This window comes from Streptomyces sp. NPDC055140 (genome assembly GCF_053607285.1).
In genome coordinates this window covers 37,246-60,090 of the sequence record NZ_JBSGTG010000040.1, presented here as the reverse complement: position 1 = coordinate 60,090, position 22,845 = coordinate 37,246, and the positions used below count along the sequence as shown (strand labels likewise).

The 22,845-nt window shown below is 69.0% G+C and carries 18 protein-coding genes and 1 pseudogene; 4 read left to right on the top strand and 15 right to left on the bottom strand.

The features are described from left to right. Window positions 1–699 precede the first annotated feature (699 nt). Window positions 700–1,269, top strand: a complete 570-nt coding sequence (locus tag ACWFR4_RS42295) for a hypothetical protein (RefSeq protein WP_453466230.1) — start codon at window positions 700–702, stop codon at window positions 1,267–1,269. Between the two features lie 350 nt (window positions 1,270–1,619). Then, window positions 1,620–2,384, top strand: coding sequence for a hypothetical protein (locus tag ACWFR4_RS42290; RefSeq protein WP_453466246.1), 765 nt, complete (start codon window positions 1,620–1,622; stop codon window positions 2,382–2,384). A gap of 455 nt (window positions 2,385–2,839) precedes the next feature. Here ACWFR4_RS42290 and ACWFR4_RS42285 read toward each other — a convergent pair whose 3' ends face one another. From ACWFR4_RS42285 to ACWFR4_RS42250, 8 genes and pseudogenes are all read right to left on the bottom strand, one after another. Next, window positions 2,840–4,003, bottom strand: a complete 1,164-nt coding sequence (locus ACWFR4_RS42285; protein WP_453466225.1) for an NAD(P)/FAD-dependent oxidoreductase — start codon at window positions 4,001–4,003, stop codon at window positions 2,840–2,842. Between the two features lie 442 nt (window positions 4,004–4,445). After that, the gene (locus ACWFR4_RS42280; protein ID WP_453466223.1) at window positions 4,446–4,880 is read right to left on the bottom strand and encodes an NUDIX hydrolase; all 435 of its coding nucleotides are present in this window, start codon (window positions 4,878–4,880) and stop codon (window positions 4,446–4,448) included. A 212-nt stretch (window positions 4,881–5,092) separates the two neighbouring features. Then, window positions 5,093–5,761 (bottom strand): YdcF family protein, encoded by a 669-nt coding sequence (locus ACWFR4_RS42275; protein WP_453466222.1) that lies wholly within the window; start codon window positions 5,759–5,761, stop codon window positions 5,093–5,095. Continuing rightward, window positions 5,758–6,071: pseudogene (locus tag ACWFR4_RS42270) on the bottom strand (UTRA domain-containing protein); the annotation flags it as partial. The pseudogene ACWFR4_RS42270 and the gene ACWFR4_RS42275, both read right to left, overlap by 4 nt. Window positions 6,072–6,141: 70 nt before the next feature. Beyond that, the gene (locus tag ACWFR4_RS42265) at window positions 6,142–7,758 is read right to left on the bottom strand and encodes an MFS transporter (protein ID WP_453469663.1); all 1,617 of its coding nucleotides are present in this window, start codon (window positions 7,756–7,758) and stop codon (window positions 6,142–6,144) included. Window positions 7,759–7,904: 146 nt separating this feature from the next. Beyond that, the gene (locus tag ACWFR4_RS42260; protein WP_453656836.1) at window positions 7,905–8,906 is read right to left on the bottom strand and encodes a Yip1 family protein; all 1,002 of its coding nucleotides are present in this window, start codon (window positions 8,904–8,906) and stop codon (window positions 7,905–7,907) included. A gap of 42 nt (window positions 8,907–8,948) precedes the next feature. After that, the gene (locus ACWFR4_RS42255) at window positions 8,949–10,439 is read right to left on the bottom strand and encodes an FG-GAP repeat protein (protein ID WP_453466414.1); all 1,491 of its coding nucleotides are present in this window, start codon (window positions 10,437–10,439) and stop codon (window positions 8,949–8,951) included. A 165-nt stretch (window positions 10,440–10,604) separates the two neighbouring features. Continuing rightward, window positions 10,605–11,003: an ATP-binding protein gene (locus tag ACWFR4_RS42250; RefSeq protein WP_453466412.1), complete on the bottom strand. Its 399-nt coding sequence runs from the start codon at window positions 11,001–11,003 to the stop codon at window positions 10,605–10,607. 167 nt (window positions 11,004–11,170) lie between these two features. Between ACWFR4_RS42250 and ACWFR4_RS42245 the strand changes: the two genes are divergently transcribed. Continuing rightward, a complete protein-coding gene (locus ACWFR4_RS42245) occupies window positions 11,171–12,022 on the top strand; it encodes a helix-turn-helix domain-containing protein (protein WP_453656838.1) in 852 nt (283 codons plus the stop codon). A gap of 11 nt (window positions 12,023–12,033) precedes the next feature. Then, window positions 12,034–12,222, top strand: coding sequence for a DUF397 domain-containing protein (locus ACWFR4_RS42240; protein ID WP_453466410.1), 189 nt, complete (start codon window positions 12,034–12,036; stop codon window positions 12,220–12,222). Here the strand turns inward: ACWFR4_RS42240 and ACWFR4_RS42235 are convergent. The 7 genes from ACWFR4_RS42235 to ACWFR4_RS42205 all read right to left on the bottom strand — a co-directional run bounded on the left by ACWFR4_RS42235 (window position 12,208) and on the right by ACWFR4_RS42205 (window position 22,720). Then, complete coding sequence (locus tag ACWFR4_RS42235; RefSeq protein WP_453656835.1) at window positions 12,208–13,638, bottom strand: FG-GAP and VCBS repeat-containing protein; 1,431 nt, start codon at window positions 13,636–13,638, stop codon at window positions 12,208–12,210. The two genes, ACWFR4_RS42240 and ACWFR4_RS42235, sit on opposite strands and share 15 nt — an antisense overlap. Window positions 13,639–13,675: 37 nt before the next feature. Beyond that, window positions 13,676–15,124: a VCBS repeat-containing protein gene (locus tag ACWFR4_RS42230; protein WP_453466406.1), complete on the bottom strand. Its 1,449-nt coding sequence runs from the start codon at window positions 15,122–15,124 to the stop codon at window positions 13,676–13,678. Window positions 15,125–15,197: 73 nt separating this feature from the next. Beyond that, window positions 15,198–16,631, bottom strand: a complete 1,434-nt coding sequence (locus tag ACWFR4_RS42225) for an FG-GAP-like repeat-containing protein (RefSeq protein WP_453656834.1) — start codon at window positions 16,629–16,631, stop codon at window positions 15,198–15,200. Between the two features lie 84 nt (window positions 16,632–16,715). Then, window positions 16,716–18,188 carry an FG-GAP repeat protein gene (locus ACWFR4_RS42220; RefSeq protein ID WP_453656833.1) on the bottom strand — a complete coding sequence of 491 codons (1,473 nt, stop codon included), beginning with the start codon at window positions 18,186–18,188 and terminating at the stop codon, window positions 16,716–16,718. A gap of 200 nt (window positions 18,189–18,388) precedes the next feature. Continuing rightward, window positions 18,389–18,862 (bottom strand): FG-GAP repeat protein, encoded by a 474-nt coding sequence (locus tag ACWFR4_RS42215; RefSeq protein WP_453656832.1) that lies wholly within the window; start codon window positions 18,860–18,862, stop codon window positions 18,389–18,391. Between the two features lie 56 nt (window positions 18,863–18,918). Beyond that, window positions 18,919–20,211, bottom strand: coding sequence for an FG-GAP repeat domain-containing protein (locus ACWFR4_RS42210; RefSeq protein WP_453466398.1), 1,293 nt, complete (start codon window positions 20,209–20,211; stop codon window positions 18,919–18,921). A gap of 226 nt (window positions 20,212–20,437) precedes the next feature. After that, window positions 20,438–22,720 carry a (Fe-S)-binding protein gene (locus tag ACWFR4_RS42205; RefSeq protein WP_453656831.1) on the bottom strand — a complete coding sequence of 761 codons (2,283 nt, stop codon included), beginning with the start codon at window positions 22,718–22,720 and terminating at the stop codon, window positions 20,438–20,440. Window positions 22,721–22,845: the final 125 nt, after the last annotated feature.

Below are 22,845 nucleotides of genomic sequence, written 5' to 3'. Positions count from 1 at the left end.
AGCCGGTGGCCGTTCATCTATGCGGGCACCATCCCGATGCCGGAGCAAACCCCCGGATCAGGTCGAACCCGTACACCACTTCCCTGGACGCAACCGAGAAGCGCCCCATCTTGGCTGACCGCCACCCCATGCGGGAAACCAGTATGGCCAGGGGTCCATGACCTGGCCGTTCTTGGCTCGTCTCGGTAGCTGACCTGTCACCGGTTGTCGACGTCGGTCACCATTGAGCCCCTTCGCACGGCCCACAGACGGCCCGGCAGCCGAACGCTGCGCCCTCGACAGGCTCAGCCAGATCGCGGCAGCATTGCTCCCCCTCGGCCCATCCCCCGCGATGGTCCGCTCACGCTCCCGCATCCGTGACGGCGTCGGTACGGCGATCCGCTCCCGCCGGCCTTGCTGCCCGGCTTCGGCGTCCCCGGCAGGACTCGAACGTACGACCAAGCGATTAGAAGGCGCTGGAGCGGACCATCGGACAAGGTGTTGGGGCTGGTCGGGCGCGACCGGTGTGATGATTCGGCCGTTCAAGAGGTGTGAGTACTCGGCCGTGGATCGTGGACGACGACTTGTGGGCGCTGATCAAACGGCTGCTGCCTGATTTACCAGGGCCGGAGGCTGGACACGGCTACGCAACCCTCTCCCGAGGGGACTCGCAGACTATGGGATAACCCGCCTCCTTTGCCTGCTCCTATCGGGGGGATCATGCGCCACCTCATCACCGCTTCCACGCTCGCGGCCGTCTGCTGTCTGAGCCTTACAGCCTGCACGGGCAGCGACGACCGAAGTACACCTCAGCCGAGCCCGCGCTCCACGCTCAGGTTGGGGCAGAGCACGGATACCGCAGGTGTCGGTGGCCGAGGGGCTGCCCAGATCACCCCGGATACGGTCGTATACGCCGACAGCACTAGCTTCGGCACCCCGGAGCACGGCCTCTTCGCTGTCGTCAACTACCAGTCCAGGAATCGGACCAAGTCGCGTGTGACGACAACAACCGAACAGGGCGGCTTGCGATGGAAGGCTGCGGATGGGCACACCGTCACGGCGAGGAACAGCAAGGCCGCGAAAAAGGTCGCTCCCATTGGATTCAGCGAAGGCGGGCCGGTCCTTACCCGCCAAACATTTCACCAGGACGTAGCTGTCTTCGATATTTCCGCAGCCGAGAGGGGCGGCACCCTCATCTATGTCGACGGCGATGGCACCGTTTTCCGCTGGAAGATCCCTGCGAGCAATTCCGGGCGCGCGGTTCCCGCGCTGAAATTCGCCTTGAACTAAGAGCTCTAACGGAGCGACCTCTTCGTCCCGAAGCAACTGGGGATGTTCGCCGCCCTTGGGTTGCTGTGCCTGTCACCGGCGCTGATGGTCCGCTGACGTCCACGGTTGTTCGTGGTTGTGCGTCGCGGTTGTCACGCAGTTAGACACTCACCGCTACTACTGTCCGTGTGAGGCCCGAAAGGTTGTCCCGTAAATGATCTTCGACCGGTGTCGACCGCCTCGTGCGAGGCGAAGATCGCCTGATGCCCGATCGTGATCCAAGGGTGTACAACCCCGTGCGGATCCCAACTGTCTGAGGGGCGCCGGAGGATGAGCCTCCGGTGCTCTTCCGTACGGAGATCGGGGATCAGGTGGGGAAGAAGATCTGGAGAGCTGTCGCGGCCGGTGGCGCGGCGGCGGTGTTTACGGCCATGGCCGCGGGACCGGCCGGGGCGGCCGAGGGCGGGGTCTCGTTCACCCGTGTCCAGGTGAACGGCGGCAAGGCGATCGTGATTGGGGTGTCGAACGAGGTCGCGGTGCCCACATCCTTCCGGATGGCGACCACACACCAGTGGAAGTGGCCGGCGGTGTTCCTGTACCGCGGCAAGACGAGTGAGCGGCTGTGGCACGCGATCGAGACGAGCGACTGCATCAAGGTGAGCTCGGGCGTCTGTGACTTCAACGAGACGATGTACTTCGACCCGAGCGAGTGGGAGATGCGCAACAGCGAGGCCGGAGCGTGGAAGGTCGCGGCCGAGGTCTACTTCCAGGGCGGCGGCGGTGACACCGATGACGAGGGCCTCACGGCCTACGTCAAGCGCAACTCCCGCCTGACCGTGAACGCCTCGCCCGAACCGGTGGCCAAGGGCAAGACCATCACCGTGACCGGCAAGGTCACGCGGGCCAACTGGGAGACCAGGAAGTACGTCTCCTACGAAGGCCGCCTGGTGACCCTGCAGTTCAAGCCCACCGGAACCACCTCCTACACCACGGTGAAGAAGGTGTACGCGAACGGCTCGGGCAACCTCAAGACGACCGTGAAGGCATCCAAGACGGGCACATGGCGCTGGGTGTACTACGGCAACACCACTACCGGGCCGTCGACTTCGGCCGGCGACAACGTCATAGTGAAGTGAGTTCCCTGGACTGCCTCTCGACCTACTCGGCACAGCTACAGGACAACCTTTAGGGTCGGCTTCGCGCGGTCGGCGGCGAGGTATCCAGCTCTGAAGTGCAGCTGCATCCCTGGTTCTGTCTGGGGGTGGTCCGGTATCCAATCCGTGGCCCAACCGACCTCCGGGCCTAGTTGATGGCTAAGAGGGGGACCTGTCAGCGCCGACCCCGCACAAGCCCTGAACGGTCTTGAAAACCGTCGTGGCGCGAGTCACCGTGGGTTCAAATCCCACACCCACCGCGCAGGTTGAAGGCCCCTGACCAGCAACGGTGCTTTCTAGGGGCCTTCGCCATGCAGGTTGCCTGTTGGTGACCGCAGTTCCCCGTGAGTTCCCGGTCGATCGGGCACGGATGGGGCACGGTTCTGCCAGGCGCGGGGCCGACCACCATCGCGTACTGGTGGCGAGTGCCTGGACTGTCACGGGGCGAACCGCTCGGGGGGGAAGTCCGCAAGCATCTCGTCTCTCTCCCCGCTGAGGATCTCCGAAGTGAGCAGGCGGCCGATTACCGGCCCGAGTGTGATGCCGCTGTGGGAAACGGCTTCGTAGTAGCCCGGCACAGACGGCACTGCTCCCACCGAGGGGAATCCGTCGGCTGGGATCGGTCGGTTGGCCACACGTGTCTGTGCGATGCGACCGCTGCCGAGATCGGGAACGACCTGTCGCGCCGATTCGTGGAGCAGCCGTGCGAGTTCCGAGGGATCTTCGCCGGTGTCGATGAGTGCGTCGATCTCGCGGCTGTGGAGGACTACCGAAGATTTTCCGTCAGGACGGATCTCGATGTGAGGAGCGTGCATGGCCCGGCGAACCGGGACCTGAGCACAGCCGATCCGCGTGACGACGCCGGGTTCCCGGCGCATCGGCAATTGTCGCGAGACGAGCTCGGCCACGTCGGCAGCGTCGGCGCCCGCCGCGTTCACGACGATGTTGACATCGAGACGACTCCCGTCGGACAGAGCAACTGACCGGATGCTCCCGTCGGCACCGGTGCTGATGTCACGGACTGTGGTGCCGAATCGGTGCTCGGCGCCGGATGCGATGGCCTTGTTCACCAGGCGGCTGACGAGATGACGTCCGTGCACCCAGGCTTCGTCGGGGTAGAACACGACGGGAATGTCGTCGGGCATCGTGAGAGCAGGTTCGAGGCGACGGCGCACCTCTGCCCCTGTGCTCACTTCGACCTGGTAGTTCCAGCTGGCCAGCAGCTCCGCTGTTTTCAGGAGCTGTCTCTCTGCTGCGGGATCGGCTGCCCAGCGCAGGTGGCCGTTGGGATACCACCAGGAGTCCGGCCCGATGGTCCTGGCAAGCTCACGGTGCGCTTCCATGCCTGCGACGTTCAGGTCGAAGTAGGACTTGCGCACCGTCTTGTTGCTGGCATTGGCCCACGAGAAGGACCAGTTGGTGACTCCTTCACCTGGCTGGCCTGTGTCGATGAAGACCACTTTGACGCCGCGCCGGGACAGGTTCCAGCCCACGCTGGCTCCGAGGACGCCTACTCCGACGACAGCAACTCGTTCAGGCTTCACGAACGCGCTCTTCCCCCTCCCAGCTCGTAGCAACCCAGCACTCACCCCGGCTCCCATCCCGTCCGCCGTCGACCCACACACCGTGGAGCGGGCGTGGTTCAGGGCGTCAAGGTGGAGCGCGCCACTGTACGAACGACCTTGACGCCCTGGGCCGCGTCTGCTCGGCTTTGCCTGGGTCGATGGTGGACGGGATGGGAGCCCACCACGCTCGCCACGATGTGCCCGCGGCCGGGAACGGCGCCCCCTCCCACCCGGTGCCGGCCGATCCCCCGCCGGAGGCGTCGTCTTTGACCGATGGCCGTGAACGTCGGGTGCTCGACTCATGACCTCCGGGCCTATCCACATGTGGGCGGGCGTCGGCGCAGCGGGGCGGAGCGGGCCGAAGGCAGGAGCGGCAGCCCCGGCGGAGCCGGGAAGCCCGCCCGGCGGAGCGGAGCGCAGCCGGGTGCTTGATGAGGTAGAGAAACTCGTAACAGCTCTCCGGCCCAGGGCAGTTGGACTAGTTGCCTGCCGAGCCGGTGAGATTGCGTCCGTCATGGGCTCGGATGTGGGGCGCCAGATCGTCAGTGAGGGCATCTGCGATGCGGACGCTGTAGGCCTCACTCATCGCGGCCATAGCTTCGTCCGGGGCAAGCCAGGTCACCGCGGTCGACTCGTCCGAAAGCTGTTCGTGTCCACCGTCAGGCCGACACCGGAAGACCAGGGCCACGACCCCGATCGACATGTTCTTGTAGACCCCGGTGAGCCGCTCGACGTGCACCTTGATCCCGGTCTCTTCGTAGACCTCGCGGCACACCCCATCCTCGATGGCCTCGTCCCGCTCCAGCACTCCGCCCGGTGGTTCCCACCGACCGTTGTCGGCGCGACGGATCACCAGGACGCGTCCGTCTTCACGCACGACAACCCCCGCCACGGAGACAGAATGAAGGGACACTGGCTAAGCCTCCGGATACTCACTGACGAGCTCCGCGTACTCAAGAACGTCGTCAAGCAGGCCCCTGCTTAGTCCCCCGCTGCCGAGCTGCTCAGTTTCGACGTAGGTGACACCGTCTCTTGTGAACACGCCAGTCACCCGGAACTCGCGGTCGTGTTGTGGGGCGTCTGGGAAGCGCAGGGCCCAGACGGAGCCGACCCTGGGATGCGCGGTCACTGGCCAGAAAACTGGTCGGTGGTGAGCAGTCGGCTCGTGAAGCCTTCGTGGCGGAGTCGGTCGTACGCCTCGATCACGTCGCCCGGTACTGACTGACTGATCATGAACCCTTGGTCCGGGTAGATCAGCAACCGTTGCAATGCACCCACGAGCATGTCGATGACCAGTCGGGCGTCCTGGATCGAGTCGACGTATTCCTCCAGCGTCATCGGAGTGGACGCGCTGACGAACTCGACTTCGGGCCAGAGCTTGCACGCAGTGGCGTGCGCGCGCCTCTCCTCGTACGGCTTGCTGATCAACAGGATGGAGGACACCGATACGCCGACCTCTTCGAGGACGCTCTTGGAGAAGCGGATGTTCTCGCCGGTGTTACGGGCATTGGGTTCCACGAGCACGGCCGAGCTGGGCACACCGAGCTCAAGGGCGCGCTCGCGGTAGTGGACGGCTTCCCCTCGCGGCATACGGTCGCGGCTCGTGGGGCTGGTAGCTCCGGTGAACACCATGAGCGGGGCCATGCCGCGCTTGTAGAGATCGACCGCGGTGTCGGCCACGCCCAGGTCATGGCTGCCTAGCCCGATGGCTACTGAGCACGGCCTCAAGGCGTGACCCATCTGGTGGTAGTCCCACAGACGTCGCGTGTCTGCCCATGCCTGCGTCGAGATCATTGCTGCTCTTCCCTCTCCTTCGCCGTGTCCGGGACCTTGAAGTCGTATTCCCAGGCAAAGCGCGAGGCTGCGTGCACGCCGATGGCGAATTCAACCACTGTGCCATCGGCTGTGTAGGCGTCCGATGCAGTTCGACGACTGGTTCGCCGGCGGGTAGCTGCAAGAGCTTCACCTCGTCCGGTGTTGCGGCACGGCCGAAGATCGCCTCCTTCATGTGGTCGATCTCGTAGCCCGAGTCGTACAGCACGCGGAATCCACCGCCACGACCGGCCGGCCCCGGTGTGGGATCCACAATGCGCGTGCCCTCGACTGAGCAGTCGTATACGTGAAGTGGGGCCCGGCACACACAGTGCCGGGCCCCACTCGCGTTGCCGGGCGGGCTATGGCGTTGCGGAGCGTGGCTGGGTCGTCGGGATCCGTGAGGTGAAGAACAGGGCGAGCAGCGCCGCGAGGGCGAGGACGGCGAGTCCGGCGCGCAGGCCGTCGAGCCGTGCTTCGCTGTTCGCGTCGAGCGCCGCCTGTGAGACCTCCGTGCTCGTGCCGGATTCGTCGAGCGCGGTCTTGAGCTGAGCGTCCGAGAGGAAGGGCGCGCCGCTCTGGAGCTCGACGGAGGTCTGGTTCTTGACGTCGGCCGGGACCGCCGGATTCTGCTCGATGCTGGTCACGAAAGAGGTCGTGAGCGCGGCGATGAGGATCGACCCGGCGAGTGCCGTACCGAGCGAGGCGCCCAGGTTGGTGACGGCGTTCTGGATGCCGCCGACTTCCGCGCTCTTCGCCTCCGGCACCGCGGACACGGTGACCGACCCGAGCTGGGACGCCAGTGCGCCGATGCCGAGCCCGATCAGCAGGAGGGGGATGGTGACGATCTCCGCCCCGGCTCCCGCGTCGAGTGCGGCCATCAGGACGACCGCGCCCGCGAGCAGCGCGAGGATCCCGAGCCGCACCACCCGGCGCGGGGAGACATCCGGGAAGAAGCGCGGGATCAGGGTCGCGGCCGCCAGCAGCGTCAGCGAGAGCGGCAGGAGGCGGGCACCGGTCTTGAGCGCGGACAGGCCCAGGGCGACCGACAGATACAGCGGGACGACGAAGAACACGCCCATCTGCAGGAGGTACTGGAAGAAGAACATCGTCAGGCCACCGGTGAGCTGCTTGTTCTTCAGCAGGGCCGGGTCGATGAGCGGTTCCTTGCGCTGCTTCACCAGGCGGGCCTCCCAGTGGAGGAAAAGCCAGATCAGCAGCAGACCGGCCAGCGCCAGCCACACGACCAGTGAGATCCCGAGCCATGAAGGAGCGCCGGGTTTGGGCTGGAACCAGCCCCATTCGTCCGAGCGGAGGACTCCGTAGACGGAGATCCCGAGGCCGAGGGCGGAGAGCACGCAGCCGACGAGATCGATGCGGGTGCGTTCGCCGACCGGTGCGTCGGCGATGGGGCGGGCGAGCGCCAGGATGCCCAGCACGACCACCACCTCGCCGGCGAACACCCAGCGCCAGGAGAAGTACGTCGTCGCGAGCCCTCCGACCAGCGGCCCCACCGCGATCGCCACGGCCGCCGCGGCCGCGACGAGTCCGTACGCGGCGGGACGGCGTTCGGTGGTGAAGTTGCCCGCCACGAGTGCCACGATCGCGGGCAGGATGAGGGCGGCTCCGAGCCCCTCGAGCAACGCCCAGCCGAGCAGCAGTACGGGGAGGTTCGGTGCGAGCGACGTGGTCAGGGAGCCGCAGCCGTAGACGCAGCAGCCGATCATGAACGCGCGTTTGCGTCCGATCAGCGCACCGACCTTGCCGCCGGGGATCATGAACATCGCCATCACGAGGGTGTACGCCGTGATGGCGCCCTGGATCCCCGTCACGGTCGTGCCCACGTCCTCGGCCACAGTGGCGATCGAGACGTTCATGACCGAGCTGTCGAGAGCCATCAGGAACTGACCTGCCGCGAGGGTCAGCAGGACGAGTCGCGCCGTCGCCGGACTCTCAGCCGTGCCTGCCGCAGGTGCCATGGGCGAATCGTGGCAGTTTGCCGGGGGAGGCCGGTGCTTCGACCCGCGACCGGCGGCCATCCGTTGGCGGCGACGGGGTGGCGACGATCGACGCGAGTGGGGCCCGGCACTGTGTGTGCCGGGCCCCACTCGCGTTCACCAGGTCTCTAGAACGTGCCCAGCTTGATGATCGACAGGAGCGCGATCAGCTGGATCGCGGAGGCGGCCAGCGCCTTCGGCCACGGCAGGTCGTGCGACCTGCCGATCATGAGCGTCAGCAGGAAACCGGCCAGGGCCCACGTCGCCCAGCCGAGAATCTGCACGAACGGGGCGTCGCCGCCCAGGAACATCGCGAAGAGCAGGCGCGGGGCGTCCGTGATCGCGGTGATCAGCATCGCGAGGCCGACCGTGGGCTGCCACGCTCCGTCACCGCCGAGCTGGCGGGCCAGTGTGTGCGTGACCACGCCCAGGACGAAGAGGCTGATCGTGATCGCGACGCCGGTCGTCAGGACGTACGGGACCGCCGACGAGATCGTGGCATTGATCACGTCCTCGCGGGCCGAGTCGAAGCCGAAGATCGCGAGCAGCCCGTAGAGGAACGTCACGATGAGGGCGGGGCCCCACATCGCGTAGTCCCGCATCTGGAGGTACGTCTGGCCGGGGCGCAGGACGACTCCGGACAGGAGCTGCTTCCAGTGCAGCCGCGGCCCGACGGGAGCGGCCGGGGCCGAACCCGCCCGGTACGTGTCGCCCTGGCTGTACGGGTCCTCGCCCACGGAGAACGCCTGGGTGTGCCCCGGGTTGTTCGCCGCGTACGGGTCGTAGCCCTGGCCCTGCTGACCGTGCCCCTGCGGGCCGTTCGGGTCGCCGAAGTACTCCGGCTCGCCGTGGCCTCCGGACTGGGGCCACTGCTGCTGACCGTACGGCTGCTGCGGTTGCTGCCCGCCGTACTGGTGCTGCTGCGGTTGCCCGTTCGGGGGCACGGGAGGGTAGCCGTACGGGGCCTGCCCCTGGGGGGCCCGCTGTCCGTACGGTCGCGATTGCGGGGCGCGGTTGTCCCGGCCGCGTCCGATCCTGAATCCAGCCACGTCATCGAACGTACCTGGTCCCGGGGAGGGAGGTGCCGGGCCCGGTGGATCGGGCCCGGCTTTGCTGCCGAGCTGTGACATCCCCTAAGGGACGTTTCCGGGTGTTCCCGGGTCGGGCGGGCGTCAGTCGGTGAAGTTGCCGCCGAGGACCGGGGTGCCCGACGCGGAGATGCCGAGCGTGGAGGTGTAGATGCCGGAGGACGCGGCGAGGGTGCCGTCGGCCTTGACCTTCACCGGGTAGACGGCGCCGTTGTAGCCGTTCTCGCCGTCGGCGCCGACGAGGATCTCGTCGCGGCCGTCGTGGTTGAGGTCGTCCAGGTGCACGTCGGAGCCGAACTCGTCGTTCTTCTCGTTGGAGTTGGGGACGAAGGCGTTGTTCTGCTCGAGGAACAGGGCGCCGGTGCCGGTGATGCCCGAGCCGTCGGCGGAGCCGTACAGGACGGTGGCCGCGCCGGCGTTGGCGCCGCCGGTCAGGTCCTCGCCGGGGGCGCCGACGACCAGGTCGAGGTGGCCGTCGCCGTTGACGTCGCCGAGGTCGATCTCGCCGCCGAAGGTGTCGCCCTTCTCGCTGGAGCCGGGGACGCCCGCGGTGTTCTGCGTGAATTTCTCGGTGTCGCCGGCGGACGGGCCGCTCGCCGTGCCGTGCACGACGTACACCGAACCGCCCGTGGTCGCGCCCGCGATGCCGGAGTCCCAGGCGTTGCCGATGACGATGTCGTCGTAGCCGTCCTCGTCGGTGTCGCCGAGGTCGGTGATGATGCCGGCGGGCAGCTTCTGGGAGCCGGAGGCGGCCGGGCCCGTGGAGCTGCCGGGGATCCAGTAGTTGGCGTTGAGGTTGTCCGACGGGTCGTAGCCGTTGACGATCAGGTCGTCCTTGCCGTCGCCGTTTGCGTCGCCGGAGTGCAGGTTGTTGATGCCGTCGCCGGTCAGTACGCCGGTGGTCAGCGTCTTGTGGACCGCGGGGCCCGCGGTACGGGTGAAGCCGCCGGAGAAGACGTCGACGCGGGTGGAGCCGAACGCGCCGATGGCGAGGTCGTCCTTGCCGTCGCCGTCGAAGTCGCCCGCCTCGACGGGACCGCCGAAGTGGTCGTGCTCGGTGGGGCGCGGGTCCGCGACGGTGGTGCCACTGGTCAGCCCGCCCGGCGAGCCCCACAGGATCGCGGCGGTGCCGCCGTCCTTGTCCGTGCCGACGTCCTCGCCCGGCGTGCCGACCAGGACGTCGTCGTAGCCGTCACCGTCGAAGTCGCCGTACGCGGAGTCGGCGCCGAACACGTCGCCGGCCTCGGCGGTGCCGGGGACGCCCGGGGAGTTCTGGCTGATGGTGGCGTAGTGGTTGCCGGTGGCTCCGCCGTAGATGACGGCGAGCTGGCCGGCGTTCGCCTTGCCGCTCACGTAGGCGCCGGACGCGGAGGCCACGGCGTCCGCGTAGCCGTCGCCGTTGAAGTCGGCGTCATTCTGGGAGACGCCGGCCGACGTCGTGTCGGCGGCCGCCACGCCGGCCGACGTGGCCAGCAGGCCCCCGGTCAGCGCGGCGGCGGCTGCCGTGGCCGTGGCGAGCCGGATCCGGGCGGGGGAGGGCTCGGGCGTGCGCTTGTGCTTGGCGTGCCTGGTCATGCGTTGCTCCTGCGTCAACCGGGGGATGTGGGGGCATCCGCAGTCAGTAAGGGCGCGTTCCGCGGGTGTTTGCCGGGAGTTGTCCCGGGCGTGGCCCCGCGGTTGGCTTACAGGAGACGGTTGGTGGGGGTGGAGGGTTGTACGGGGTGGGTGGGATTCTGCGGGTCAGGCGCGCGTGCCGAGTTCGCACCGGACGTACTTTCCGGCCGAGCCCGCGCCGGTGTTGACCCGGAACCAGCCCCAGTCGTCGGCGTACGTGTCGACGAGGTGCAGCCCATAGCTGTCGGGGCCGGGATCGGCGGGTGGAGTGGGATCGGTGTCCCAGGCGCCGAGCCGGAGTGCGCTGCCGTCGTGCCGGAGATTGAGCGAGGCGGGGCCTTGGGTGTGCCGGATGGCGTTCCCGAGAAGCTCCGAGGCGAGGAGCCGCGCGTCGTCGAGGAGGGCGGGGAGGTGGTGGGTGGTGAGGATGCGATTGAGGGTGTGCCGGGCGACTGCTACCGCTCGGGGGTCGTGGGGGATGTAGAGGGTGTATTCCCAGGTGGAGTTGTTGCTGGCATTCCGCATGTGGGGCTCCCGGTGGGGGCGCGGTGGCATTGCCGCGTGGCCAGGGCGGTGCCTTCCGCGGTATCGAAGAGTGTGCGATGCGTCACTGACGGTAGGGGGTTCAGTTGAATCCCGTCGCGCCGGACTGGGGTACTCGCATGCCTCAACTCGCAGGAAAGTAGGGCTACATTTCGGCGCGAAGCATCATCACGGCACGTCAGGAGCGGCTCGGGGCCGAGCTGCGAAAGCTCCGCGAGCGGGCGGGTCTGACCGGCCGGGAGGCGGCTCGGGCCATGGGGTTCGCCGAGACCCGGATCTCTGCAGTCGAGTCGGCGCGGGCCGGGGTGAGCGCGGAGCGCGTCCGCTGCTTGGCGGGTCAGTACGCGTGCCACGACGCCGCGCTTGTGGATGCGCCCGCGGCCATGGCGGGGGAGGGTGGGCGGGGCTGGTGGGAGGAGTACCGCGGCCTTGTGCCCTCGGGATACCTGGAATTGGCCGAACTCGAGTACCACGCGGTGCACTTGAGGACATTCCAGAGTGTCAGCATCCCGGGCCTCCTGCAGACGGAGGCGCAGGTGCGGGCGCTGTTCGGCGCGGCGGTACCGAAGTTGCCGGACGAAGAACTCGACCTGCGGGTCCAGTTCCGGCTGCGACGGCAGGAGTTCCTCACCGGGGAGCGGCCGACCCGGTGCGACGTGGTGATTCATGAAGCGGCACTGCGCATCCGGGTGGCCGACAGCAAGGTTGCCCGGGAGCAGCTGCTGCACCTCCTGGACCGGTCGGAGCTGCCCCAAGTGACCGTACAGGTCGTGCCGTTCGACGCCGACGGCTTCGCCGGCCTGTGCTATCCGATGCTGTACGCGGGCGGCCCGGTGCCTCAGCTCGACACAGTCCTGATGGACACTCCGCACGGCGGTGCTCTCGTGGACGCGGAGGCGCAGCTCAGCCGCTACCGAGGGCTCCTCGACAAGGTGGAGTGGGCCGCGCTGGGGGTCGTAGAGTCGAGGAAATTCATCCACCGCCTTGCGCGCGACACGTGAGAGGTCCCCTCATGGCCCAGGAGATCGTGTGGCAGAAGTCCTCGTACTCCGGCGGCCAGGACGGGCCTGACTGCCTCGAACTCGCCACGCACGAAGGCGCCGCCCTCCTGAGGGAGAGCGACGCCCCGGACGACGTACTCAGGACCCGGCCGGAGGCGCTGGCGGGGCTGATACGTCTGGTCAGGTCACTGGGACTGTGAAAAGTCCTTGCCGAGTGCAGGGGACCCTGCATCGGTCAGGCCCAGCGAATTCGCCGTCAGGTCAACGGAATTGGTCCCGGTGATGCCCGTCGACGTGCCGCGCAGATACCAGATGCCGCCGGTTTCGTTCTCGCCGTCGACGCCGACGGACAGGTCCGCCACGCCGTTGCCGTTGAGATCGGCGAGCCGGACGGCCGAGCCGAAGCGGTCGAGGTTCTCCGCAGCGCCGGGGACGCCGGAGCTGTCCTGGGTGAAGGACGCGGCGCCTGTCGTGGTGAGGCCCGCGTCCGAACCGTGGAGCACGGTGACAGCACCGGCCTGCGACTGATCGCCTATGGCCTCGTCCGGCGCCCCGACTGCCACGTCCGCGTACCCGTCGGCGTTGACGTCGCCCACGGAGACGGCGTCGCCGAAACCGTCCCAGGTTTCGGCAGTGCCCGGCACTCCGGAACTGGCCTGGCTCAGCGTACGGGCGGGGCGCGTCGTGCCTGGGCCGCTCGGGCTGCCGTAGAGCACAGTGATCTGTCCGCCCTGGGCGATGCCGGCCTCGGCCTCGCTGCCGTGCTTGTCGCCGCGGCCGAGCACAATGTCCGCGTAGCCGTCGGCATCGATGTCGCCGACCGCTCCGGTGAGACCGTCGGCGACGATCTCGGTCTCTGTGAGCTTGCCCGAGTCCCAGCTCAGCATGGTCACAGAGCCGCCGAGGTCGTCTTCGGCCATACCGCCGAGCGCGACGAGTTCGTCGCTGCCGTTGCCGGTGATGTCGCCGACAGCGAGATTCCTTGCCGTGCCGCTGAACAGGTACTCGGTGTGGCCCGCGGTGCCCGAGCGGGCGAACGGGCCTTCCATGTGCCACATGTCGCCGTTTCCTGAGGCCATCACTTCGACCAGTCCGTCGCCGTCGAAGTCGCCTGTCGCGACAGCCATCCCTGCGCGGTCCTTGTCGAACCGAGTGGTGGGAGGCGCCAGAGTGGCTCCGCCCTGGAGACCTGATGCGCTGCCCCACAGCACGGTGACGCTGCCCGCGTCCTGGCAGCTGCCCACGTCCTCGTACTCGGAGCCGACGACGAGGTCCGCGTACCCGTCGCCGTCGAGGTCGGCCGAGGCGAGGCCGGAGCCGAAGCTGTCGCCCTCCTCCGCGGCGCCGGGCACAGCGGCGGAGTTCTGGCTGATCACGGTGCGGTTGGTGGCGGACAGGCCGGATGAGGAGCCGTAGGTGACGACCACGGCGCCTGCCGCGAACTCGCCACCGACCGTGGCGTCGGGGGCGGCTGTGGCCAGGTCGCGGTACCCGTCACCGTTGAAGTCGTCGCCGTACTTCGCTGTGGCCGCGGACGCGTGTGCGGACTGGAGAGTGAGAGGGGCGAGGCCCGCCGCGACGAGTGCGGCGAGGGCCGTGGTGGTGCGTAGGCGCATGGGAGTCCTTGGGGGGAGGGGGAGGGGGAATCCGGTATCAAGGGGCCTGTACGGAGGACCAGTTGGTGTCGGCGTTGGTGGGCAGGCCCACCGATCCGGCCATCACGCTGTACGAGCTGCCGAGGCTCACGCCGGTGGAAGTGCCCTTGAACACCCAGATGCCGCCAGTGGAGCGTGTGGCGCCGGGGGCGATCTCGCCAGGTGTGCCGACCACGAGGTCCGGCCGGCCGTCCTTTGTGAGGTCGGCGAAGCGCACGGTCGTGCCGAAGGCGTCGCTGTGCTCAGCCGTGCCGGGGACGCCCGTCGAGTTCTGCGCGATGGTGAATGAGCCCGCGCCGGTCGGTCCGGCCGGACCGCCGGGGATGATGACGACCTGACCGGCCTGCTTGACCGACCCGAGTGTCTCGCCGGGTGCGCCGACGGCGATGTCGCCGAAGCCGTCGTGGTTGATGTCGGCGACGCTCACGTCCGTTCCGAACGTGTCGTGGGACTCGGAGGCGCCGGGTACGCCGGGTGTGGACTGGTTGATGAGGATCGGCTGCGCCGTGGGGTCGATGCCCTGCGCGCTTCCCGGCCAGATCGCGATCTCGCCGCCCTGGTGGCCGGTGCCTCCCGCGGGCGTTCCGTCGACGGTCATGTCTCCGGGGTCGCCGACGACGAGATCGCCGTACCCGTCACCGTTGACATCTCCGACGGTGGCGTTGCTGCCGTCGGTGGGGAGAGGCTCGGTGGAGGAGTTGTACGGCCGGTTGACGTAGACGGCGCCCTCCGGGTGGTCGCTCAGGCCGACCGAGATCTCGATCTGGTCGGAGTCGTTGTCGGAGAGCCGGCCGGTCACGAGTTTCGCGGCAGAGGGCCCGATCATGCGCTGGGACTTGCTGTAGGCCTTGCCGGAGCGGGTGATGGGGCCCTGGAGGACCCACACAGAGCAGCCACCTGCGATGTGCACCGACGGCCGCGGGGCGGGCGATACGGGGACGGTGGCGAGGTCGGCGCCGTACGCGCAGCCAGTAGGGTCTCCGGCGCCGTACGAGAGGGGCAGGGTGGTGCCGGACCCCAGACCTTGCGCGCTGCCCCAGACGACGGTGACGGAGCCCTTGTTGAAGGCGCCGTCGCTGTCCTCGTCCGGCGTTCCGACCACGAGGTCCGCGTACCCGTCGAGGTCGAGGTCGGCGGAGGCCACGGAACCGCCGAAGTGGTCGGCGGTCTCGGGTGAACCCGGGATCCCGGTGCTCGCCTGGGTGATCAGCTTGCGCTTCGCGGCGGAGGGCCCCGACGCGGTGCCGTACAGCACGACCACGGCTCCGGCCGCTTCGTGGCCGGACACAGTGGCTTGCGGCGCGGCGACCGCGAGGTCTCGGTAGCCGTCGCCGTTGAAGTCGTCGGCGTACTTGGCGGACGCTGCCGTCGCGGGTGTGGGCAGGGCGAAGGGGGTGAGGCCGGCCGCGAGCAGAGTGGCCGCGGCCGTGACGACGCGTATGCGCATCGGGTGACTCTCCAAGGTGTGTCAATGGGCGATGACCGAGCCGAGGTCTTCGCATCCGCCCGTGAGGCGGACGTCAGTTGGAGGTGTTGCCGCCGAGCGCAGCGCCGAACGTCTCGTCGTCCCAGGGGCGGCCCACGTCGTCGGGGCTGATGGCCAGGGATCCGGTGGCCGTCAGGCCGGTGCTCGCACCACGGATGCGCCACACCGCTCCGGAGTGGACCGACTCGTGGGGTGCGGCCTCGCCGATCGCCGAGACCGCGAGGTCGGCCCGGCCGTCCTTGTTCGTGTCCGACAGCTGCAGCGCCGAGCCGAACCGGTCACCCTTTTCCACGCTGCCGGGGATCCCGGAGGTGTCCTGGCTGAAGGACCTGGCGCCGGAGGCGGTGGCGCCGGACGCGGAGCCTCGCAGGACGACGAAGTCACCTGCGTCGGACTTGGTCCCCATGTCCTCGCCGGGGACGCCGATCACCAGGTCCCCGTAGCCGTCGCCGTTGGTGTCGCCGATGGCGAGCGCCCCGCCGAACCTGTCGCCCGGCTCGGCCGTGCCGGGCACGCCGGACGTCGACTGGTGGAAGCTCGCGCCCTTGGTGGTGCTGAGGCCGGACGGCCCGCCGTAGGACACGCTGACCCGGCCGCCCATGGCTGTCGTCTCGTACGAGTCGCCGACCGCGATGTCGCGGTAGCCGTCCTTGTCGAGGTCGCCGATCGCCGCCGTATCGCTGTCCGGGAGCTGCGAGGACCGGACGAGTCCTGTGGCCGAGCCGGTGTAGAGCCAGGCCAGGGACTGGCCTTCGGCGTCCTGGCGGGTCTGGACGACCAGATCCGCCTTCTTGTCGCCGGTGACGTCGCCCGCGGTGAGATTGCGGACGAAGGTGCCGGACTCGGCTGCGACGTGGACTGTTTCCGTGGCGCCCGCGCCGCCGGAGCGGGTGAAGGGGCCGTGCTGGATCTGGAGGTCGGCCGGGGGTGTGCTGACGGCGAGGTCGGCACTGCCGTCGCCGTCGAAGTCACCGGCGGCGAGTTCGCTGCCGACCATGGCGCCGTCGAAAGTCTTGGGAACGGAGACGGTCGCACCGCCCGAGACGCCACCCGAACCGCCCCACAGGATGGTGACGGATCCCTGGTCGGAGTTCGGGCCGACGTCCTCGCCGGGGGCGCCCACGGCCAGGTCGGTGTAACCGTCCTTGTCGAGGTCGGCGACGGCCAGCTTGGCGCCGAAGGAGTCGCCGCCCTCGGAAGACCCGGGGACGCCGGTGCTGTTCTGGCTGATCACCTTGCGCTTGGCCGGGTCCAGGCCGGCGGACGTGCCGTACACGACGGCTACGTAGCCCGCGTCGGTGGCCCCGTTGATGCCGTCGGGTACGCCGATGGCGATGTCCCGGTATCCGTCCCCGTTGAAGTCGCCCGCGAGGCCGGACGGCGCGGCGGAGGCTGGGGTCGCGGTCAGAGGCAGGGCGAGCAGGCCTGTCGTGAGGGCCGTCGCCAGGAGGAGGGTGCGCTTGCGCATGGGGTTGGTCGCTCCAAGAGGGTGCGCGGTCGGGAATGGGCCCGCACCGGGGGAGGTGCGGGCCCAACGAGCTGAAAGCAGGAGCTAGTTCGCCGCGTTTCCGCCCAGCTGCGGGTAGCCGTCCGTCGAGACGCCGACCGACGTCGCCGAGAAGGCGCGCGAGCCCGTCGTGGTGATCTTGGTGCCGTCCGACGGGAGGTACGTGAGCGCGCCGTTGCCAGTGTTCTCGCCGTATGCGCCGATCGTGAGGTCCGCCTTGCCGTCGCCGGTGACGTCGGTGAGCTTGACCTCGTTGCCGAAGTAGTCGTCCTTCTCGTCCGAGCCGGGGACGCCGGCCGTGGACTGGGCGAAGAACTGGCCGCCGGTGGACGTGTCGATGCCGTTCGCCGTGCCGTAGAGGACGGTCACGGAGCCGGTGTTGACGACGCCGCCCAGGTTCTCGCCGGCCGCGCCGACGACGAGGTCCTGGTAGTCGTCGCCGTTGATGTCGCCGAGGGACAGCTCGCCTCCGAACGCGTCGCCGCGCTCGGACGAGCCGGGGACGCTGCCGGTGTCCTGGCTGATGGCGGTGGTGGTGGCGGGGCCGCCGGCGGAGCCGTAGGTGATGTTGACCTTGCCGCCGGTGGTGGACTCGGGGACGGAGGGGCTGCCGTCGGTGGACGGGTCCCAGTCCTGCCCGGTCACGATGTCGCCGTAGCCGTCGCCGTTCACATCGCCGATCCCGGTGATGACACCGCGCTTCAGTTCCTTCGCGGACGAGTCGTCGAGGCCGGAGGCGGAACCGGGCACGTAGAAGTTCGTGTTCCAGCCGTAGTCGCTGTCGGTCTCGAAGCCGTCGACGACCAGGTCGGTCCTGTCGTCGCCGTTGACGTCGCCCGCTGTGAGCATGAGCGGCCCGGTGCCGCCGCCGGACATGATCGGCGGCTTGACCGTGTAGCGGCCCCCGGACGTGCCGGAGGAGGTGATGCCGCCCTTGTAGACGTAGATCGTGCTCGACGACGAGCCGATCGCGAGATCGTCCTTGCCGTCGCCGTCGAAGTCCCCGGCCGCGAGGGAGTCGCCCCACTTGTCGTGGGACGAGACGGCCGGGTCCTTGATCGTCGTGCCGCCGGTGAGGCCGGACTGCGAGCCCCACATGATCAGTACGGTGCCGCCGTCGGTGTCGCCGTCCACGTCCTCCCGCGAGGCGGAGACGGCCAGGTCGTCGTACCCGTCGGAGTTGAAGTCCCCGTACGCGCTGACCCAGCCGAAGGCGTCGTTGGTCTCGGCGGTGCCGGGCACGCCGGTGGTGTTCTGGCTGACGGTCTTGCGGGCGGCGGCGTTCAGGCCGTTCGCGGAGCCGTACAGGGCGACGATCTGGCCGGCGCCCTTCTTGCCGCCGACGGTCGCCCAGCCGGCGGAGTACGCGACGTCGCCGTACCCGTCGTGGTTGAAGTCGGCCTCGTGGTGATGGACGGAGTCGGCGGCGAGGGCCGCGCCCGTGGAGAGGGAGAGCAGCCCGCCCGTCAGCGCGACCGCGGCGGCCGTCGCGAGGGCGATACGTATGTGCTTGTGCATGCGGGGTTCTCCTGCAGCATGCGGGGATGCCTGGCGGGCATCCGCAGTCAATGGGGTGCGTTCCGCCGGTGTTTGCCGGGAGTTGTCCCAGGCGTGGCCCTGCGGTTGGCGAACAGGAGACTCGTAGTGGGGCCGGAGGGTTGTATGTGGTTCACAGTTATTTCCGGCAGCCCGGGTTTTCGGTGTTCCCGGGGCCCCGTTCAGCGCAGGACCGTCCCGAAGGCGCGGCCCGCTCCGCTCGTCGCCGTCCCGAAGTCCGCGCCGTTGAAGGACGTGGCGTACGACGTGGTGACGTACGGGACCGCGCCGCGCAGGACCCGGACGGCGCCCGCGTCGGCCGAGGTGCCGATGTCCGCGCCGTTCGCGCCGATCGCCAGGTCGGCCCGGCTGTTCTTGTTGATGTCCTTGAAGCGCAGGGACGAGCCGAAGTGGTCGCCCGCCTCCGGGACGCCGGGCACCCCGGCCGTGTCCTGGTGGTAGGCGCGGCCCGCGCCGAGCCCGCCGGTGCCGCCCTTGAGGACGGTGACGCTGCCCGTTCCCGTGACCGTGCCGACGCTCTCGCCGGGCGCGCCCACGGCGACGTCCGCGTACCCGTCGTGGTCGTGGTCGAGGTCGCCGGTGCTCACGGCGGTGCCGAAGCGGTCCTCCGGCTCGTCGGCGCCGGGCAGCGGCACCGGCGGCTGCGGCGGCCACGCCGACGGAACGGAGTGCAGCGCGCGCCGGCCCGCTCTCAGAACTCCGTTGTGGAGAAGGTGACTTGGGGCTTTCCGGCCAGGAGTGCGCCGCCCTCGACCCCGGGGTACACGGCGATCGCGTCCGTGCTCTCGTCGCGGTACGTGCGGACCACGAGGTCGGCCCGTCCGTCGCCGTCGAGGTCGGTCGCCTCGAGGACCTGGGTGGCGCCGGCGGCCTCGGGAGTGACGGTCACGGCCGTCTTGCCGTTCGCGGGCAGGATCTTCGGGGCCTTCGACGCGCCGCCGGACACGACGAGTTCGGCCACGCCGTCCCCGTCGAAGTCACCAGCGGTGATGGCCGTTCCGGTGGCCTTGAGGGCGTGGGCGCCCGGCCGGGAGAGGGTGACCCCGGAGGCCGTGAGCAGCGCGGTGTCCGCGCCGGCGCCCTTGGTGAAACGGCCGACCGCGAGGCCGAGGCCGGACGGCAGCGCGGCGCCGGACCGGGCCGGTCCCTGCGGGCCGCCCAGCACGATTCGCGACGGCGACGAGCCGCCGGAGGTACGGCGCACGAGCAGGTCGTCGTACCCGTCGCGGTCGACGTCGAAGGCGGGGCCCACGGGTACGTTGCCGGGCGCGGTCAGTGGTTTCCCGGCCGTGTGCGGGGCGCCCTTGCGGGTGAAGGGGCCGCGCAGGAAGCTCAGCCGCCCGCCGCTCGCGTGAACCGTGAGGTCGACCGAGCCGTCCCCGTCGAAGTCGCCGCACACCGGCTGGTCCGGCCAGTCGTTGCCGAACCGGGCCTGCGCGGGCACGACGAGTTTCACGCCCCGGTGGGTGAGCCCGCCCGGGCCGCCGAAGAGGATCTGCAGCGGCACCGGCGGCTGCCCCTGCCCGTCGAAGGGCGGATCCGTCGACACGACCAGATCGGTGAAGCCGTCCTTGTCCAGGTCGCAGCTCGCCTCGGAGTCGAACGCGGCGGGCGTCTCACCCTTGGTCGGCGCCGCGTACTTCGCGGGACGCAGCAACTGCCGTGCCCCGGGCACGAGTCCGTGCCCCTTCTTCCCGTACACGACCCCGATCCCGGCGTCGTCCCCGAGCCCGTCGTGCACGAGGTCGTCGAGTACGAGGTCGGGGGCGCCGTCCCCGTTGAAGTCGTCCGGCACCTTGCTGCCGCGGCCCCGCGGGACGGGGAGCGCGGCGCCGGACTTGCCGGCCATGGCCACGGGGCGGTGCTTGGCGGCGGCGGGCTTGTCGTCGCCGCCGCAGCCGGTGACGGCGGCGACCATGAGCAGGGTGCATCCCGCCGCGGCCCCGCGTATCGCGGCGCTGCGGCCGCCCCGTATGCCCACCATCGCCTCTGACCCCGCCCGCCTCATGCGCCACTTGACCCGTTCATGATGCCGTTGGGGTGAGGGAGGGGGTAGGGGCGGGGCCTGCCGGTTCGGTCACGGAGCGCGGCCCCTGTCCCGTGAACGCCCCTCCTGTGGCCTGCAAACGCCCCTCCACGAACGCCGGAGGGGCCGACCGGGTCTCCCCGGTCAGCCCCTCCGCGTACGTCGGTACGGAACTGCCGAACCGCTACTTCACCGGCTCCGGCTCCGGCGCGTCCTCGGTCTCCTCCGAACCCGCCGGGTCGACCGGCGTCTTCACCGAGTCGAGGAGCAGCTGGGCCACGTCGACGACCGTGACGGACTCCTTGGCCTGGCCGTCGTTCTTCTTGCCGTTGACCGAGTCGGTCAGCATGACGAGGCAGAACGGACAGGCGGTGGAGACGATGTCGGGGTTCAGCGACAGCGCCTCGTCAACACGTTCGTTGTTGATGCGCTTGCCGATCCGCTCCTCCATCCACATCCGCGCGCCGCCGGCGCCGCAGCAGAAGCCGCGCTCCTTGTGGCGGTGCATCTCCTGCTGACGCAGGCCCGGGACGGCGTCCATGATCTGACGCGGGGGCGTGTAGATCTTGTTGTGACGGCCCAGGTAGCACGGGTCGTGGTAGGTGATCAGACCCTCGACCGGGGTGACCGGGATGAGCTTGCCCTCGTCGATGAGGTGCTGGAGCAGCTGGGTGTGGTGGACTACTTCGTAATCGCCGCCGAGCTGCGGGTACTCGTTGCCGATGGTGTTGAGGCAGTGCGGGCAGGTCGCGACGATCTTCTTCGCGGACTTGGGCTTCGCCGACTCGGCAACGACCTTGCCGTCGTCGTCGAGCTCCTCGCCGAACGCCATGTTCAGCGCCATGACGTTCTCCTGGCCGAGCTGCTGGAACAGCGGCTCGTTGCCCAGGCGGCGCGCGGAGTCACCGGTGCACTTCTCGTCGCCGCCCATGATCGCGAACTTGACGCCCGCCATGTGCAGCAGCTCCGCGAAGGCCTTGGTGGTCTTCTTCGCGCGGTCCTCGAGCGAGCCGGCGCAGCCGACCCAGTAGAGGTACTCGACCTCGGTGAGGTCCTCGATGTCCTGGCCGACGACCGGGACCTCGAAGTCGAGCTCCTTGAGCCACTCCAGGCGCTGCTTCTTCGCCAGGCCCCAGGGGTTGCCCTTCTTCTCCAGGTTCTTGAGCATCGTGCCCGCCTCGGACGGGAACGCGGACTCGATCATCACCTGGTAGCGGCGCATGTCGACGATGTGGTCGATGTGCTCGATGTCGACCGGGCACTGCTCGACGCAGGCGCCGCAGGTCGTGCAGGACCACAGGACGTCCGGGTCGATGACGCCGTTCTCTTCGAGGGTGCCGATCAGCGGCCGCTCGGCCTCCGCCAGAGCCGCGGCCGGAACGTCGGCGAGCTGCTCGGCACTCGCCTTCTCCTCGCCCTCCATCGACTTACCGCCACCGGCGAGCAGGTAGGGGGCCTTGGCGTGCGCGTGGTCGCGCAGCGACATGATCAGGAGCTTCGGCGACAGCGGCTTGCCGGTGTTCCAGGCGGGGCACTGCGACTGGCAACGCCCGCACTCGGTGCAGGTGGAGAAGTCCAGCAGGCCCTTCCAGGAGAACTGCTCGACCTGGCTGACACCGAAGACGTCGTCCTCGCCCGGGTCCTCGAAGTCGATCTCCTTGCCGCCACTGGTCATCGGCTGCAGCGCACCGAGCGCCGTACCGCCGTCCGCCTCACGCTTGAACCAGATGTTCGGGAACGCGAGGAAGCGGTGCCAGGCGACACCCATGTCGGTCTTCAGGGCGACCGTGATCATCCAGATGAAGGAGGTCGCGATCTTCAGCCCGGCGAAGAAGTACGTGAGGTTCTGCAGCGTGGAGACGTCCATGCCGCGGAACCAGGAGACGACCGGGTACGAGACGAAGAACGAGGCCTCGTAGCTGTCCACATGGTGCTGGGCGCCCTCCAGGGCGTGCAGCGTGAAGATGCAGATGCCGACGATGAGGATGACGGCCTCGACGAAGTACGCCTGGCCGGTGTTGGATCCGGCGAAGCGGGACTTGCGGCCCGGCCGGTCCGGCCGGTTCAGCTGCCGGATGACGATCAGCGTCAGGATCCCGAGGGCCGTCATCGTGCCGAGGAACTCGACGAAGACGTTGTACGGGGCCCATTCACCGATGATCGGGAGCAGCCAGTCGGCCTGGAAGAGCTGGCCGATGGCGTTCACGATCGTCAGCAGCAGCGAGAAGAAGCCCACCGCCACGAACCAGTGCGCCACACCTACGATGCCCCAGCGGTTCATCCGGGTGTGGCCGAGGAACTCCTTGGCCACCGTCACGGTGCGCTGTACGGGTTCGTCGGTGCGGGTGCCGGCGGGGACGTTCTGGCCGAGCCGCATGAAGCGGTAGATCTGCGCGATGGCTCGGACGAACAGTGCGACGCCGACCACGATCAGGACCAGCGACACGATGATCGCGGCGAGTTGCATTCGGGGGCTCCTCGGGCCTGCGAGGGTGGATATTCAGCGATTACTAAGCGGTAACTTATTTCAGTCCATGCTGAGACTACCCACTTGTGTGGCCGCACTGTAGCCAGCCGGGCGGTGATCTGCGT